The organism is Metabacillus indicus, from assembly GCF_046603695.1.
GTDB classification, from domain to species: Bacteria; Bacillota; Bacilli; order Bacillales; family Bacillaceae; genus Bacillus_P; species Bacillus_P indicus.
Genome location: NZ_CP176757.1, coordinates 682,099 through 697,363, shown reverse-complemented (window position 1 = coordinate 697,363; position 15,265 = coordinate 682,099). Strand labels below are relative to the sequence as shown.

Genomic DNA, 15,265 nt, shown 5'->3' with positions numbered 1-15,265 from the left:
CTTGTCCATCTATTAGGTACTTTCAATATATGTAGACTTCTTCATTGTATGAGTGATACCTGCTTTTGGCGGAAGGAATGCACAGCCCTTACGACTCAGGAAAATACTCCTTTTTTTTACAGATTGTAAAATTCCGGTGTACTTCAGGCGGAATATTCTTTATATTAGGTACCATCATACAAAGGAGGAAAAAAATGAGAAAAAATGTATTCAGTGTCGCAACTCTCGTCTTTTTGCTGGTGCTCTCGGTCCCTTCTTTTGCCTCGGCGGCTCAAAAATTAATTCAGCCTGTCAACAACGCCTATATCACTGCAGGATATTTAAATGCGAAGTATGAACAGCGGTTTGGATTCAAACACTATGGATGGGACCTGACTTCTTCATCAGGCAGCCGGGCTGTATGGGCAAGCGGCAGCGGAACAGTCCTTGCAACAGGCTATGACAACGTACTCGGCAATACTGTTATCGTAAAATATCCAGATGCTTATATTCATTCTACAGGGAAAACCAGAGATTTGGTTTTCAGATATAATCACCTGGATTCAATCGCTGTCTCTAAAGGAACACGTGTAACGAAAGATTCCAGATTGGGCAACTACGGGAACACCGGAAAGTATTCTACCGGGGCTCACCTGCATTTTGAAATCGACACAGACACGGTTTACTATCAGTACTCTCCAACCCTTGCCTCCAGTTCAAATATCATAAAAGCAGGCACCGCCGGAACTGTCCTCTCACCGCGGAGTGTCCTGTACACAAAAGTATCTGACCCTGATAACCAAAGTATTTGGATTGTCGATGACGGCTACCAGTCATCGTCTGAAGATGACCTGCCATTTATCAACTGACTGTGGCTTTCATTTTCTTAATTGGAACTTGCGGCCATTCCGGCTGCAAGTTCTTATGCACTTATCTTTTCCTGAACAGAACCATTTAACTCACCGGATCTTTATCCCGGGAAAACACTCCCACCCACTGCCTTCGCCCCCTCCAACTTTTACACAGAAAAAAGCCCCCCTAACCACATACACTATTCATATCTCCTTCAAAGGAGGAATGAATGTGGAGACAGTCGATTACGACAAAGCCTTGTACTACACGCACCGCTCGCAGTGGGACAACCTGCTGATCCTGATGGTGCGCACAAAAGATGACCTGCTCTCAAAAAGAATCGAGCAGTTCCTGCACGCCTACAACTTTGAAAACAACTACGCAGAAGTCGAAAAGAAACTCTACTCGCTCCTGCGCTATATAGACCACGCCGTCGAAACCGGCCACGAGCACGAAGAGGCGGAATATGCTTATTTGACATAGAAAAGCGGAGCCGACTGTTCAGGCCTGGCAGTCAGATAAGAAATCAATGGAAAAGTCCGGGTTTGACTTTTTCATTGATTTTGTTCTGACAGAAGGACTAGGAGGCGGAGCTGGACAATGTATAAAAGCGGAATCAGCTGTTTAGCTCCGGGAGTCAGATAAGGAAACAGCGGTAAAGGCGCTTTTTGCCTTTGCCGATGGTTCCGTTCTGACAGAGGAGCTGAGCGCTGGAGCTGGACAGTGAGAAAAGCGGAATCGCCCGGTTAGCTCCGAAGGACAGAAAAGGATCCGACGAAAAAAGCCGGGTTTGCTTTTTACGGCGGAGCCGTTCTGGCCGAGGAGTTGGGCGATGGAGCTGGACAATGCAGAAAAGCGGAGCCGACCGTTTAGCCCTGACAACTTTATAATCCGCAGTCAGCCGTAAAAAAAGACAAAAATGCCTTTTTTCTAAAAACCTTGTAATCAAAATGGCAGCTCGACCTTAAAAAAGAGCTCATTTCGCGGCATAAATCGAGCTAACAATCCAAACTAAGTGCCTAACAATCCAAATTGCACATCTAACAAGCGAAATACCCTGTCTAACAATCCGAATCAGGCGCCTAACAGTCCAACGCCAGATTCGGGCTCTGAAGCCAAAACAAAAACAGGAGCGGGATCAAATCCCCTCCTGATTATTTTTGTTTCTGCACATAAAAATCTACATACATTTTCAGTTCTTCAATCAGCTGATTAACAAGGACTTCAGAGTCTTCAAGCAGCTTTCTTTTTTCGTAATCAAAGCAAATCGGATCAAGGGCAAGCTGTTTCGGGATGGCATTTGCATAGACGCCTCTCATGACGGTTCTCATGTTATTCAAAGCGTTGATTCCGCCTTTTCCGCCGCCTGCTACTGCAATCAGTCCGACAGGTTTGCGGGCAAAATGAGAACTGCCGAGAAAATCAAGCGCATTTTTTAAAGCGCCGCTCATCCCGCTGTGGTATTCAGGAGATAAAAGGACGATTCCGTCAGCTTCTTTGACTTTCGTTTTGAGTTCCTTAACTGCTTCAATGGTTTCCTGCTCTTCTTCTCCGTTAAAAAGCGGGAGATTCAGCACGCTTAAGTCAATCAGATCTGCTCCTGATTTTTCTGCAATCGCTGCAGCTGCAAGACGCGTTCTTCCAGTTTTTCTTGGGCTTCCGTTAATAACAAGCAATTTCATGTTTCATCTTCCTTTCATTCATCCAATCCATTCTTCACCGCATAGAGTGCCGCCTGTGTCCGGTCTGCAAGCTCCAGCTTGGAAAGGATGTTGGATACGTGTGTTTTTACCGTTTTTTCAGTAATGTAGAGAGCTGCTGCAATTTCTTTGTTGCTCCTGCCTTTTGCAATCTCCTTTAATACATCATTTTCCCGATTGGTAAGCGGTGTCAATGGCTTTTGCTCTTTTTGATTCGTTTGCATCAAGTGGGACATGACGTGGGATGTGACTTTTGGATGTAGCTTGCTTTCCCCATTGAGCACTTCCCTGATCGTATGGACTAGTTCATCAGGTTCGACATCCTTCAGCTGATAACCTGATGCACCGGCCTGAATGGCTGGAATGACATGGTCCTGATCGGCATAGCTCGTTAAGATGATGACTTTGATTTCCTGGTTGAACGTGCGGATTTCCTTCGTTGCCTCAACGCCGTCCATAACCGGCATGGAGAGATCCATTAAAATGACATCCGGGTTCAAGGAACGGACAAGCTCCACGGCTTCCTGCCCGTTTTCGGCTTCTCCCACAATATCAATGTCTTTTTGTGTTTTCAGAAAAAAATGCAATCCTCTGCGGACGACTTTATGATCATCTGCAATCAGCAGGCGAATTCCCATTGCCCGTATCCCCCTAAATTGGTAGTCTGATTTCTATTTCGGTTCCTTTGCCGATATCCGTCCGGACCGCAAATGACCCTTTCACCTTATGAGCTCTGTCCCTCATGCCCTGAAGACCGAGTGAAGGAAGCGGGAGTTTTTCATTGTAAGAAAACCCTGTACCCTGATCCTTAATTGTCATGGTTACTTCGTTTTTGCATCTGAATATGGAAATGGACGCCTCTTTGACTCCCGAATGTTTTTTACAGTTATTCAGCGCTTCTTGCCCGATTCGCCACAGCTCTTCTTCTGTGCAGCAAGGCAGAGTCTGGACCCCTTGAATGTCTGCTTGGAGCTTTAGGCCGAGCACTTTCGCATAATTCATAAGAGCGGAGGCAATGCCGTTTTCAAGTCCCTGCGGCCTGAGCTGCCAGATCAGTGCTCTCATTTCTGACAGAGCTTCCTGCGAAAGGTCGCCAACATATGTAAGCATCTCCTGCATCTGTTCTTCTTGGGTCATTTCTTTTGCGCCTCTTGCCGTAAGCATGATGGAAAATAGCAGCTGGTTAACAGAATCGTGCAGATCCTGTGCAAGCCTGTTGCGCTCTGCAATTAATGCCAGACGCTGCTCATTCTCAACAAGCTTCATGCGCTTCATGGCTGTGCCGATTTGGAGAGCAACAGCTTCAAGCAGAGCAAGCTCTTCTGAAGAAAAATGCGTCTTATTAGGAGAAGCCACATTCAAAAGTCCGATTTTCTCATCCCCTGTGCGAAGCGGAACAGTCGCATGATGGGTAATGCCGTTTGTATCCCCCCACTTAAACTCCTCCGCATCCTCAAGGCGTTTGCAGTTAATAATATTGGCCGCTTTGTTCAGCCTGCCGTCATGAAACTTATCGATGCACCAGCAGTCGCCCTCGCACATCGCTTTTTTCCCGCATGCTTCAAGAGCATGCGGAAGGCAATGATATGACGCAAGCCTGTATTGCTTGTCGCTGTCGATCAGAAAAATCCAGCCAGTCGCAAGACCTGTCACATCTAAAAGCTTGCCGAGCACATCATCCAGCATCTGAATAAGGTCGTTCGATTGATTAAGCGTTTCAGCAATGGTTTTCAAAGCCTGCAGCTCAAAAATCCTTTTTTCATCTAAAGCCATTTTCCTCACCCTCACCTGCGTTGTCTATAGAACCAGTATATCAATCTTTTCCCATCTGCTCCCTTGTAAATGTGACTGATTTTGAGTACGACTTTGGATGTAGACTAGAAATGTGGAGCCGACCGTTTAAGTCCGATCGGCGGATAAGAAATCACCGGAAAAGTTCGGGTTTGACTTTTTCGGGGATTTTGTTCCGACTGAGGACTTGGGAGGCGGAGCTGGACAACGCGAAAAGCGGAGCCGACCGTTTAGGTCCGATCGGCGATTTTGTTCCGACTGAGGACCTGGGAGGCGCAGCTGGACAATGCGCAATGCGGAAGCAGCCGTTTAGCTCAGGCGGTCAGGAAAATACCTCAACCGGATTCGTACCCCCAAAACTTAAAAATCAAAAATTAAGGGCTCTTATACGACACATAAGTACCCTCAAAACTTCAGAACCAAAAATTGAGGGCACTTATAAGACAGATAAGCATCCTCAAAACTCAAAAATCAAAAATTGAGGGTACTTATAAGACAGATAAGCACCCCCAAAACTCGAAATTCAAAAATTGAGGGTACTTATAACCCAGATAAGTACCCTCAAAACCCCAAAATCAAAAATTGAGGGCACTTATAAGACAGATAAGCACCCTCAAAACTTCAAAATTAAAAATTGATGACACTTATAAGACAGATTCGCACCCTCAAAACTTGAAAATCATAAATTGAGGGCACTTATAAGACAGATAAGCACCCTCAAAACTCGAAAATCATAAATTGAGGGCACTTATAAGACGGATAAGCACCCAAGAAACCGCAAATAAAAAAGCCGAAAAGGAAAATACCTTTTCAGCTTTCTGCTTAAATCAATGCATGCACTTTTTTCATTAGATCTGAAGAGATTTCTTCAAGTTTTTGATCGCTTTCTGACAGGGTTTTGCCTTTCACACCAAAATAGAATTTTGCTTTAGGCTCTGTGCCGGATGGGCGCAGACAGAACCATGAGCCGTCTTCAAGGTAGTATTTCAGGACGTTTGAAGATGGGAGTGTGATTTCTTCTGTTTCAGAAGATGAAATGTTTAAACGGGTTCCCGCTTTGTAATCTTCAACAACTGTTACCTTCAAGCCTGCAAGCGTTTCAGGCGGCGTGCTGCGGAAGGAAGCGAGAATTCTCTGAATCTGCTCTGCTCCGTCTTTTCCCTTGAGGGTTAATGACTCAAGGCCTTCGCGGTAGTAGCCGTACTGTTCAAAAAGGTCAAGCAGGCCTTCGTACAGCGTTTTGCCCTGTTTTTTATAGTAGGCAGCAACTTCTACTCCGAGGATGGCAGCCTGAACGGCATCTTTATCGCGGGCAAAATCGCCGATCAGATAGCCGTAGCTCTCTTCATAACCAAACTGGAATGAGTATTGACCTGTGCGCTCATATTCATTGATTTTTTCTCCAATGAACTTAAAGCCTGTAAGCGTGTCGATCGTGTCTAAACCGAATGACTCAGCAACGGCACGGCCAATTTCAGAGGTTACGATTGTCTTCAGCACAACCCCATTTTCAGGAAGCTTGCCTTTTTCTTTTTTCTGGGAAAGCAGGTAGTGAAGCAGAATGGCACCTGTTTGGTTTCCTGTCAGAACGACGTATTCACCGTCGAGATTCTTAACGGCAAGGCCGAGACGGTCTGCATCAGGATCCGTTGCTATTAATAAGTCAGCGTCGTTTTTCTGGCCATACTGAATGGCATATTCAAATGCTGCATGCTCTTCCGGATTTGGCGATTTGACCGTGCTGAAGTTTGGATCCGGCTGTTCCTGTTCTGCAACGACTGTTACATTCTCATAGCCCAGCGCTTTAAGTCCGCGGCGGACAGGCTTGTTGGCTGTGCCGTGGAGCGGAGTGAAAACAATTTTCAGATCTGTTTCTTTTGACAGATCAGGGTTTACAGAGATGGTAACGAGCTTATCTGTGTAGGCAGCATCGATTTCTTCCCCGATCATTTTGATGAGGCCGGCTTCTTTTAGTTCAGCTTCGTCCTTTACTTCAATGCTCAGTTCATCTTCAATCGAGTTGACCTTCGCAATGACTTCATCTGCGGCAGCAGGCGGCAGCTGTCCGCCGTCTTCGCCGTATACTTTATAGCCGTTATATTCAGGAGGATTATGGCTTGCTGTAACCACGATGCCGGAAAACGCATTCAAATGGCGAACAGCAAATGAAAGTTCAGGTGTCGGGCGCAGTTCTTCAAAAACATACGTCTGAATGCCGTGGCTTGCAAGAGTTTTTGCTGCTTCCATGGCAAACTCGGGTGATTTGTGGCGTGAATCGTAGGCAATCGCCACTCCGCGCTTTTTGGCTTCTTCACCGAAAGATTCGATATAAAGAGCCAGTCCTTCTGAAGCTTTGCGGACCGTATAGACATTCATGCGGTTTGTACCTGGACCAATTTCTCCGCGCATTCCGCCCGTTCCAAACTCCAAGTTTTTATAAAAGCAATCCTCGCGCGCCTTGTCGTCACTCTCCAAACCGGATAAAAGCAGTCTTAATTCTGAATCTAAATCTGTTTTGCTGTTCCAGCGCTGATAGCTTTTTTCAAAACTCATAACGTACCTCCAGTAATTTTATTTGTATGTAACACTTTCTTCATGTTTCAGACAAATCCTGCCTGATTTCGTATGTAAAAAATAGAAATACGTCGATTTCTCCGCTTATTTTAACATATATTGAACCTGTCTGACTTTTAATTTCTGTAAAAAATTTCAATTTCAAAATAGTTAAATTTTAGAAAATAACAAAGAAAAACTGCAGCCGTACCGGGCTGCAGCTTCAGCTGTTAATTCGCTTTTCTTACTTCATCAGGTACGACTGCATCATGAATTTGCTTTTCAAGAATGCTTGTGTGAGTTTGTTTTTGCTCAGGAGTCCACTTCAGTTTATCAGCCATGTAGTTGATCACAGCATCTTTGTATTGCTTCGCCCAGTTTATATCGAAATACACAGCACCTGTTCGTCTGACAAAGAAATCTGAAGGAGTTGCCGTCATTTCCTCTGACATGCTGTAATCAATCTCAGCAAGGATGTAAACCGGCAGCCCGTATTGATCAGCCTCAGATTTTAATGCTTCCACTCTTTCGAAAAGAGCATCTGCATTTGACCCATATCTTCTTGAAAGATGCTTTGCCTGCATTTCAGTCAGGCCAAGGGACATTCCCTGCTGCGTTTTAGTTTTAACAAAGGTCTCAAGGCTTCCAGAACCTCCAACGTGCCCTCCGGAGATAGGCATATTACGCGTTTTGCACGGACCGAAGTCTTTCATTCCCGCTGCTTTGAAATCTTTCACAATCATGTCGATGATGTGCTCTGCCATTTTTCTGTAGCCTGTCAGCTTACCACCTGCAATCGTCATGAGACCTGTTTCAGACGTCCAGATTTCATCTTTTCTGGAGATCTCAGACGGATCTTTTCCATCTTCATGGATAAGAGGGCGGATACCGGCCCAGCTTGATTCGGCATCTTCAGCTTTAATGTTCAGATCAGGGAACATATAGTTGATCGATTCAATGACATAATCCCTGTCCTTCACTGTCATGCGCGGGTTTTTTGGATCTTCTTTATAAACCGTATCTGTTGTGCCGACATACGTTTTGCCGTCACGCGGAATGGCGAAAACCATGCGCTTATCCGGCGTATCAAAATAGATGGCCTGTTTCAGCGGGAATTTGCTCTGGTCGAACACAAGATGAATTCCTTTTGTCATCTGCAGGGATTTGCCTGTTTTTGATTTGTCCATCTCTCTTAATGTATCAACCCACGGGCCTGCAGCATTGATGACTCTTTTTGCGTAGACATCATATTGTTTCCCTGAAATCGTATCAACTAAATGAACGCCTACTACTTTTCCTTTATCGTAAATGAAGCCTTCCACTTTTGCATAGTTGACGGCATCTGCGCCAAAACGCGCCGCTTCTTTGATTACTTCAATTGTCAGTCTTGCGTCATCTGTGCGGTATTCAACGTAGTATCCTCCGCCTTTAAGACCGTCTTTTTTAACTAATGGCTCTTTAGCCAGAGTATCTTTAGCACTCAGCATTTTTCTTCTTTCGCCGCGTTTGACAGCAGCAAGGAAATCGTAAACGCGCAAACCGATGGATGTTGAGAACGGTCCAAAAGTTCCCCCTTTATGCATAGGCAGAAGCATCCACTCAGGCGTTGTGACGTGCGGTCCATTTTCGTATACGATGGCTCTTTCTTTTCCGACTTCGGCAACCATTTTCACTTCGAACTGTTTTAAATAGCGCAGTCCTCCATGAACGAGCTTCGTGGATCTGCTTGATGTTCCTGCTGCAAAGTCCTGCATTTCTGCCAGGGCAATTTTCATTCCTCTGGAAGCTGCGTCCAGTGCAATTCCCGAACCTGTTATACCGCCGCCGATTACAAATACATCATATGTTTCCTGTGTCATTTTATTTAAGACATCGTGTCGTTTATCGCTTGAAAAAGTCATATTTAGTACCTCCTATTATTTTCCAGAAGGGGATAAAAAAGAGACCACAACAAGCTGGTGCAGCATGACATGCATGCGCCAGTGTTGTGGCCTCTCCAAATCTCCAACCGTTCTATTAACTTGACCTTAGTATATCACAGCTTTTGTTTATTTAAAAGCCTGAGCTGCATTTACTGCTTTTTTCCAGCCGCTGTAAAGCTCATCACGCTTTTCATCTTCCATATCAGGCTCGAATTGCTTATCAAGCTTCCATTGCTTTTCAATATTCGACTTGTCTTCCCAGAAGCCGACTGCAAGTCCTGCAAGATAGGCAGCGCCAAGAGCTGTCGTTTCATTTACTTCAGGACGCTCTACCGGCACTCCAAGCATATTGCTCTGGAAATCCATAAGGAAGTTATTTTTCACCGCACCGCCGTCTACACGGAGTGTTTTCAGGGAAATGCCTGAATCAGCTTCCATTGCAGTCAGAACGTCTTTTGTCTGATAAGCAAGGGATTCCAGTGTAGCGCGGACAAAGTGCTCTTTAGACGTACCGCGCGTTAAGCCGAAGACGGCACCTCTCACGTCACTGTCCCAATAAGGAGTTCCAAGTCCGACAAATGCAGGAACGACATATACGCCGTCTGTAGACTCGACACGTTCTGCGTACGCCTCGCTGTCCTTTGCATCTTTAAACATGCGGAGACCGTCACGCAGCCACTGAATAGCTGATCCTGCAACGAAAATGCTTCCTTCCAGGGCATACTCCACTTTTCCGTCAACGCCCCATGCGATTGTCGTCAGCAGGCCATTTTCAGAGCGAATGGCTTTTTCCCCTGTGTTCATAAGCATAAAGCAGCCTGTTCCGTACGTATTTTTAGCCATTCCTTCTTCAAAACATGCTTGTCCGAATAAGGCAGACTGCTGATCTCCCGCTGCACCTGCGATTGGTACAGAATGGCCGAAGAAATGATATTCAATCGTATTGGCATATACTTCTGAAGACGGTTTCACTTCAGGCAGCATGGATTTCGGCACAGTCAGGTATTCAAGCAGCTCGTCGTCCCACTTCAGCTCATGGATGTTGTACATAAGTGTGCGGGAAGCATTTGAATAATCCGTAACATGCGCTTTTCCGCCCGAAAGCTTCCAAATTAGCCACGTATCAATGGTACCGAACAAAAGATCGCCGTTTTCAGCTTTTTCTCTTGCTCCTTCCACGTTGTCAAGGATCCATTTCACTTTTGTTCCAGAGAAGTAAGCATCAATTAATAATCCTGTTTTCTCTCTGAATGTATCATTGTAGCCTTTTTCTTTCAGTTCCTCACAGATGCCTGCAGTCTGGCGTGATTGCCATACAATTGCGTTATAGACAGGCTGTGATGTGTTTTTATCCCATACAACTGCTGTTTCACGCTGGTTGGTAATTCCGATCCCTGCAATCTGCTCAGGCTTTACATTTGTTTCGCTGAGGCATGTTGCAATAACAGCAAGAATTGATCCCCAGATTTCATTGGCATTGTGCTCAACCCAGCCCGGCTTAGGAAAATACTGCTTAAATTCCTTTTGAGCAATGTGAACGATTTCGCCTTGCTTGTTAAATAAAATAGCTCTTGAACTTGTTGTTCCCTGATCTAAAGATAAGATGTATTTTTCCATGATACATTTTCCCCCTCAAAAGTTTTAATAAACGGCTGAACGCTGTGCGGATTGTTTTTTCGTCATCGCATAAACGACGCAAAGCATGAAAACTAATGCTGCAGCTACATACCAGAATGCAGTACTCATAGTACCCTTAAAAACGTAATTGTAAAAGACTGCGGCAAATGAACCTCCTGCAAGCGGCGCTACAACCGGTATCCATGCATATTTCCAGTTCGAGCTCCCTTTTCCTGCTATCGGAAGCATAAAATGTGCAAGTCTCGGTCCAAGATCACGGGCCGGGTTGATGGCATAACCTGTTGTGCCTCCAAGCGACAGTCCGATGGCAACAACCAAAAATCCAACAATCAGCGGATTTAAGCCTTCTGTAAAAGTATTCGCTCCGATGGCAAGCAATGTAAGGACAAAAATAAATGTTCCAAGCGCTTCACTGATAAAGTTCGCAAAATAATTCGGAATTGCAGGGCTTGTTGAAAAGACACTGAGCTTCGCCCCTGGATCTTCTGTTTCCTTCCAGTGCGGCAAGTATTGCAAGTACACAAGCACTGCCCCAAGGAATGCTCCAAGCAACTGTGCAACGATGTATGATGGCACCTGGCTCCATTCAAATGATCCCGAAAAAGCAAGTGCAAATGTCACTGCCGGATTTAAATGCGCGCCGCTTATACCGCCAACGGCATATACAGCCATTGCTACACCAAATCCCCAGCCCATCGTGATGACGATCCATCCTGACTGGTGGGCGAATGATTTTTTAAGACTGACACCGGCGCAGACACCGCCTCCAAACACGATTAAAATCATTGTACCGATAACTTCTCCCCAAAAAGCAGTCATTTATAATTCCTCCAATTCTTTAAATGCACGGGAAAGAAAAAAATCCACAGCAAATACCTCTACAAAAATGTAAAGTACTGCTGTGGATCTCCGTTTCTCCGTCACATTTATTAACTTGCCCTTATGGTACATGCTAATGAAAGCGGTGTCAACAGAAATTTCTTATAGTTTTTGATAGTTTTTCCATAAATCCATTTCAGATGAAGTAACTGCCGTAGCCCCTGCCTGCAGCGCCTGATGCACCTCGTCTGACGTTTTCACAAAGCCTCCTGCAAAAATCGGAATGCCTGTTTTCTCCTTAATCTCTGCAATCAAGCCAGGAACAAGCCCCGGAAGAACCTCAATATAATCCGGCTTTGTCCTCGCAATCAGCTCAAGGCTTTTTTCAAGTGCACTCGAATCAAGCAAAAACAGCCGCTGAATCGCATAGATCCCGCGCTGCTTGGCTTTGGCAATCACATTAGACCTTGTCGAAATCAACCCGGCAGGCTTAACCTCCTGGCAAATAAACTCCGCAGCATACTCATCATGCTTCAGCCCCTGAATCAAATCCACGTGTATCAGCATTTTCTTGTTTGAAGAATTGGCAAGACGGACAATATTCCGCACCTGTCCGAGGTGTGTATCAAGAAGCACGCCGTATGTATAAGGACTGTCGAGAAACCGTTCAAACTGCTTCATATTGCGGATTGCAGGCAGAATTTGCTGGCCTTCAAAACTCATAAAGTGTCCTCCTTCCATTTTTTAGTTTTTTTTATGAATAATGACATACAAGGAATGTACTATATACGGGATGACAACTCAAGGGGGCAGTGAGTGGGACATGATTTCTTTTCACTTTTGTTTGAAAGTGGGCTTACCGTTTTGTTTAGGACATTTCATCTGTGTTCTGGCATCTGGAAAGTGTTCTTAAAGTTCGATTAGAACACTTTGCCTTTGCTTTTGCATCTGGATAATGTTCTTAAGATCCAATTAGAACACTTTGTCTATGCTTTGGCATCTGGAAAGTGTTCTTAAGACCCGATTAGAACACTTTGTCTCAGCTCTGGCATCTGGAAAGTGTTCTAAAAGTCTTCCATAAAAAAGAGACAAAGAAAATCTCTGTCTCCAATAAATCCAAATCAGTTCTTCTTATAACGGATTCCATACACGTCATGTCTTCTGTCTTTAAGCTGTCTGACTGTACCGGACTGGCGCTGTCTGCGGAGGATCTCGAGGTCAACATCTCCGATGACGACCATTTCTATATTTGGATTGCACTCCCCGACGATGCCGTCTCTTGCAAATTCGAAGTCAGACGGCGCGAAAATGGCTGACTGCGCATACTGGATATCCATGTTTTCTGTCTGCGGCAGGTTTCCGACCGTTCCGGAAATCACCGTGTAAATCTGGTTTTCTACAGCGCGTGCCTGTGAACAGTAGCGGACACGGAGATATCCCTGACGATCTTCTGTACAGAAAGGCGTAAAGATAATTTTTGCGCCTTTGTCTGCAGCAATCCGCGCAAGCTCAGGAAACTCGATATCATAGCAGATCTGGATGGCGATTTTTCCGCAGTCGGTATCAAATACTTTAATGTCGTCGCCCCTGCTGATGCCCCACCATTTGCGCTCATTCGGCGTAATGTGGATTTTGTATTGTTTTTCAATGGTGCCGTCTCTTCTGAAAAGATAGGCCACGTTGAAAATTTTCCCGTTGTCTTCTTCTACAAAATGGGAACCGCCGATAATGTTCACGTTGTATTTTACAGCAAGCTCTGTGAACAGGCTGATGTATTCCTCTGTATATTCCGTTACCCTCCGGATGGCCCTGCTCGGTGATTTTTCATCCAGGAACGACATTAACTGTGTCGTAAGCAGCTCCGGGAATACCGCAAAATCAGCGGAAGCATCGGAAGCAACGTCTGTATAATACTCAACCTGTGTCGCAAATTCTTCGAACGAATTGATTTGCTTCATCTGATATTGGACCACGCAGATGCGAACCGGAAAAGCTGTTTTGTAATAGCGTTTTGAGGTTGGAAGGTAATCAACGTTGTTCCATTCCATCAGCGTGGCATATTTGCCCGAAGCTCTGTCATCAGGCAGGTAGTTCGGGTTGATCCTCATCAGTGTAAAGCCATTCAGCAGCTGAAAAGACAGAACAGGATCATAAATTTTATGCTGCTTCACTTCCTGTACGTACTGCCTTGGCGAAAGCTCTTTTTCAAATTTATGATAGTTCGGGATTCTCCCCCCGATAATAATACTTTTCAGGTTCAGTCTTCTCGCAAGATCTTTTCTTGCCTCATAAAGTCTGTGGCCTATTTTCATCCGGCGGTAATCCGGATGCACCATGACCTCGATGCCGTACATATTGTATCCGTCCGGATTGTGGTTGGTGATATAGCCGTTGTCTGTAATATCATCCCATGTGTGTCTGTCGTCATACTCATCAAAGTTAATGATCAAACTTGAACACGATCCGATGATTTTGCCTTCAAATTCAGCACAGAACTGTCCTTCGGGAAAATGTTCAAGATGGCTTTCAAGATGCTCCCTTTTCCACGGAACCATGCCCGGGAAACAAAGCGCCTGCATAGCCAGAATTTCATCTATGTCTTTGTCTTCAATATTTCTGATAATCATCTTTTTCTCAAATTTCGATAAGTCAATTGTATCTGTCACAAAAATCGCTCCTTTATTTCTTACCAGCAATTTATTCCCGCTAGAAACCGGTTTAAAACATGTTAACGATTTAATTCAATTTTTCTGATCACTTCTGCAAGCTCCATCTCTGCCATTGATTCCAGCCTGTGGTCAATCTCTGCAAATTCCATATGGGCCGTCACACTGTTTGGAACAATGGTGCAGAACATTCCCGCACGTTTTGCTGCAAGTGCCCCGTTTGCTGAGTCTTCAAAAGCCAGGCACTCTTCAGGCTTCAGGCCAAGGCATTCTGCCGCTTTTATGTAAAGGGCCGGGTCGGGCTTTACTTTTTCCACATCATCAGAGGTGCGGATGCACTCAAAATAATCAAATAAGTTCAGAGATTTGAGATAGGTGGAAACCCACTGATAACTGGAACTTGAGGCCAGACCGATTTTCAGTCCAAGGTCCTGTGCAGCAAGCAAATAGGCTTCAACGCCTGGTCGCGGACCTTCCGTTTCCATTCTTTTAGCGAATTTTTCTTTTCGCAGAGCCGCCAGGTCTTCATGCACCAGCGTTTTCCCAATCTGCTCTTCTAAATACTGATACGGGTTAAAATCTGAGGATGTACCAATGACTTTCCCCCACACCTGCATCGGAAGGTCGCTCCCATGCTCCTGAAAAATTTCCTGGAGCACTTCATACTCGTGCGTTTCTGTATCCAATATCAGTCCGTCAAAATCGAAAACGATTGCTTTGATCACTGTGTGCCCCTCCTATCAAGTAGTATGTTCATTATATAACGGATTTTAAAAAGAAAGAAAATGGGGAGTGTTTGGGGAGTGATATCCGGGGCGCACCCTATCAAAAGGCGCTTTCATTTTACAAGAATGGGCCCGGCAACTATAATATGTCGTGTAACCTTATTGATGGAGAGGCGATAGTGTGTCTGAACAAGAGAAAAAATACATAGAAAATGCTTTGTTTACCGCCTGGGGAGCGTCCTTCATTTCGATGCTCGGCAGCTTATATTTTTCAGAGATTCTCGATTTTGTTCCATGTAATCTCTGCTGGTATCAGCGGATCCTCATGTACCCGCTGGTCGTGATCCTTGGGATTGCCGTCATTAAAAAAGATTATCAGATTGCCTTTTACACGATGATTTTATCAGGCATAGGCGGAGCAATCTCCATTTACCACTACGCCGTCCAGAAGATTGATTTTATCGGGGAGAATTCAGCCGCTTGCGGTATTGTCCCATGTACTGGTGAGTATATTAACTGGCTTGGATTTATTACGATCCCGTTTCTCGCATTAATCGGATTTTCAATTATTTTTGCAGCAAGCTTTACGATACACAGAAAATGGAAAGCAGGTCGATAAT

The 15,265-nt window shown here is 44.9% G+C and carries 13 protein-coding genes; 3 read left to right on the top strand and 10 right to left on the bottom strand.

From position 1 onward, the window contains the following. The first annotated feature begins 194 nt into the window (after positions 1–194). Together ACK1LH_RS03630 and ACK1LH_RS03625 are read left to right on the top strand one after the other, a co-directional pair. On the top strand, positions 195–848 hold the full coding sequence (locus tag ACK1LH_RS03630; protein ID WP_411334519.1) for a M23 family metallopeptidase: 654 nt from the start codon (positions 195–197) through the stop codon (positions 846–848). 214 nt (positions 849–1,062) lie between these two features. Beyond that, positions 1,063–1,314 (top strand): YhdB family protein, encoded by a 252-nt coding sequence (locus ACK1LH_RS03625; protein WP_029567235.1) that lies wholly within the window; start codon positions 1,063–1,065, stop codon positions 1,312–1,314. 671 nt (positions 1,315–1,985) lie between these two features. Here the strand turns inward: ACK1LH_RS03625 and ACK1LH_RS03620 are convergent. The 10 genes from ACK1LH_RS03620 to ACK1LH_RS03575 form a co-directional block, all read right to left on the bottom strand. Beyond that, positions 1,986–2,513 carry an NADPH-dependent FMN reductase gene (locus tag ACK1LH_RS03620; RefSeq protein WP_411334518.1) on the bottom strand — a complete coding sequence of 176 codons (528 nt, stop codon included), beginning with the start codon at positions 2,511–2,513 and terminating at the stop codon, positions 1,986–1,988. Positions 2,514–2,527: 14 nt separating this feature from the next. After that, entirely contained in the window at positions 2,528–3,169 is a 642-nt protein-coding gene (locus ACK1LH_RS03615) for a response regulator (protein WP_029285304.1), read from the bottom strand. Positions 3,170–3,182: 13 nt separating this feature from the next. Beyond that, positions 3,183–4,304 (bottom strand): GAF domain-containing sensor histidine kinase, encoded by a 1,122-nt coding sequence (locus ACK1LH_RS03610; protein WP_411334517.1) that lies wholly within the window; start codon positions 4,302–4,304, stop codon positions 3,183–3,185. Positions 4,305–5,144: 840 nt separating this feature from the next. Continuing rightward, the gene (locus ACK1LH_RS03605) at positions 5,145–6,875 is read right to left on the bottom strand and encodes a phospho-sugar mutase (protein WP_411334516.1); all 1,731 of its coding nucleotides are present in this window, start codon (positions 6,873–6,875) and stop codon (positions 5,145–5,147) included. 230 nt (positions 6,876–7,105) lie between these two features. Beyond that, on the bottom strand, positions 7,106–8,776 hold the full coding sequence (locus ACK1LH_RS03600) for a glycerol-3-phosphate dehydrogenase/oxidase (protein WP_411334515.1): 1,671 nt from the start codon (positions 8,774–8,776) through the stop codon (positions 7,106–7,108). Positions 8,777–8,923: 147 nt separating this feature from the next. After that, a complete protein-coding gene (gene glpK, locus ACK1LH_RS03595) occupies positions 8,924–10,414 on the bottom strand; it encodes a glycerol kinase GlpK (protein WP_029285312.1) in 1,491 nt (496 codons plus the stop codon). A gap of 24 nt (positions 10,415–10,438) precedes the next feature. Then, positions 10,439–11,254 (bottom strand): MIP/aquaporin family protein, encoded by an 816-nt coding sequence (locus ACK1LH_RS03590; RefSeq protein ID WP_282034955.1) that lies wholly within the window; start codon positions 11,252–11,254, stop codon positions 10,439–10,441. A gap of 162 nt (positions 11,255–11,416) precedes the next feature. After that, complete coding sequence (locus tag ACK1LH_RS03585) at positions 11,417–11,977, bottom strand: glycerol-3-phosphate responsive antiterminator (RefSeq protein WP_029567229.1); 561 nt, start codon at positions 11,975–11,977, stop codon at positions 11,417–11,419. A gap of 398 nt (positions 11,978–12,375) precedes the next feature. Beyond that, positions 12,376–13,881: a GNAT family N-acetyltransferase gene (locus tag ACK1LH_RS03580; protein ID WP_406818037.1), complete on the bottom strand. Its 1,506-nt coding sequence runs from the start codon at positions 13,879–13,881 to the stop codon at positions 12,376–12,378. Between the two features lie 101 nt (positions 13,882–13,982). Beyond that, on the bottom strand, positions 13,983–14,645 hold the full coding sequence (locus tag ACK1LH_RS03575; protein WP_029285320.1) for an HAD family hydrolase: 663 nt from the start codon (positions 14,643–14,645) through the stop codon (positions 13,983–13,985). A 181-nt stretch (positions 14,646–14,826) separates the two neighbouring features. Between ACK1LH_RS03575 and ACK1LH_RS03570 the strand changes: the two genes are divergently transcribed. After that, positions 14,827–15,264, top strand: coding sequence for a disulfide oxidoreductase (locus ACK1LH_RS03570; protein WP_029285322.1), 438 nt, complete (start codon positions 14,827–14,829; stop codon positions 15,262–15,264). The last annotated feature ends 1 nt before the right edge of the window (position 15,265 follow it).

Bases quoted from the DNA above. Each gene is read 5' to 3' on its own strand.
- ACK1LH_RS03630 (WP_411334519.1), top strand. From the start codon at position 195: ATGAGAAAAAATGTATTCAGTGTCGCAACTCTCGTCTTTTTGCTGGTG.
- ACK1LH_RS03620 (WP_411334518.1), bottom strand. From the start codon at position 2,513: ATGAAATTGCTTGTTATTAACGGAAGCCCAAGAAAAACTGGAAGAACG.
- ACK1LH_RS03615 (WP_029285304.1), bottom strand. From the start codon at position 3,169: ATGGGAATTCGCCTGCTGATTGCAGATGATCATAAAGTCGTCCGCAGA.
- ACK1LH_RS03610 (WP_411334517.1), bottom strand. From the start codon at position 4,304: ATGGCTTTAGATGAAAAAAGGATTTTTGAGCTGCAGGCTTTGAAAACC.
- ACK1LH_RS03605 (WP_411334516.1), bottom strand. From the start codon at position 6,875: ATGAGTTTTGAAAAAAGCTATCAGCGCTGGAACAGCAAAACAGATTTA.
- ACK1LH_RS03600 (WP_411334515.1), bottom strand. From the start codon at position 8,776: ATGACTTTTTCAAGCGATAAACGACACGATGTCTTAAATAAAATGACA.
- glpK (WP_029285312.1), bottom strand. From the start codon at position 10,414: ATGGAAAAATACATCTTATCTTTAGATCAGGGAACAACAAGTTCAAGA.
- ACK1LH_RS03590 (WP_282034955.1), bottom strand. From the start codon at position 11,254: ATGACTGCTTTTTGGGGAGAAGTTATCGGTACAATGATTTTAATCGTG.
- ACK1LH_RS03585 (WP_029567229.1), bottom strand. From the start codon at position 11,977: ATGAGTTTTGAAGGCCAGCAAATTCTGCCTGCAATCCGCAATATGAAG.
- ACK1LH_RS03580 (WP_406818037.1), bottom strand. From the start codon at position 13,881: ATGATTATCAGAAATATTGAAGACAAAGACATAGATGAAATTCTGGCT.